1 pseudogene is annotated in these 333 nt (G+C 67.3%); it reads left to right on the forward strand.

Annotated elements, in window-relative coordinates:
• Positions 1-333 (forward strand): annotated as a pseudogene (locus tag JHD82_RS29175) (electron transfer flavoprotein subunit beta/FixA family protein); the annotation flags it as partial.

The following is a 333-nucleotide window of genomic DNA, read 5'->3' on the forward strand; positions in this document are numbered from 1 at the left end:
CCACCGAAGTCATCGCCGTCTCCTGCGGCGTGGCCCAGTGCCAGGAAACCCTGCGCACGGCCATGGCCATCGGTGCCGACCGCGGCATCCTGGTGGAGACCACCGAGGAGCTGCAGCCCCTGGCCGTTGCTAAGCTGCTCAAGGCCCTGGTGGACAAGGAGCAGCCCGGCCTGATCATCCTGGGCAAGCAGGCCATCGACGACGATGCCAACCAGACCGGCCAGATGCTGGCGGCCCTGGCCGACCTGCCGCAAGCCACCTTCGCCTCCAAGGTCGAAGTCGCTGGCGACAAGGTGAATGTCACGCGTGAAGTGGACGGCGGCCTGGAAACCC

This window comes from Delftia sp. ASV31 (assembly GCF_016428765.1).
GTDB lineage: Bacteria > Pseudomonadota > Gammaproteobacteria > Burkholderiales > Burkholderiaceae_C > Comamonas > Comamonas acidovorans.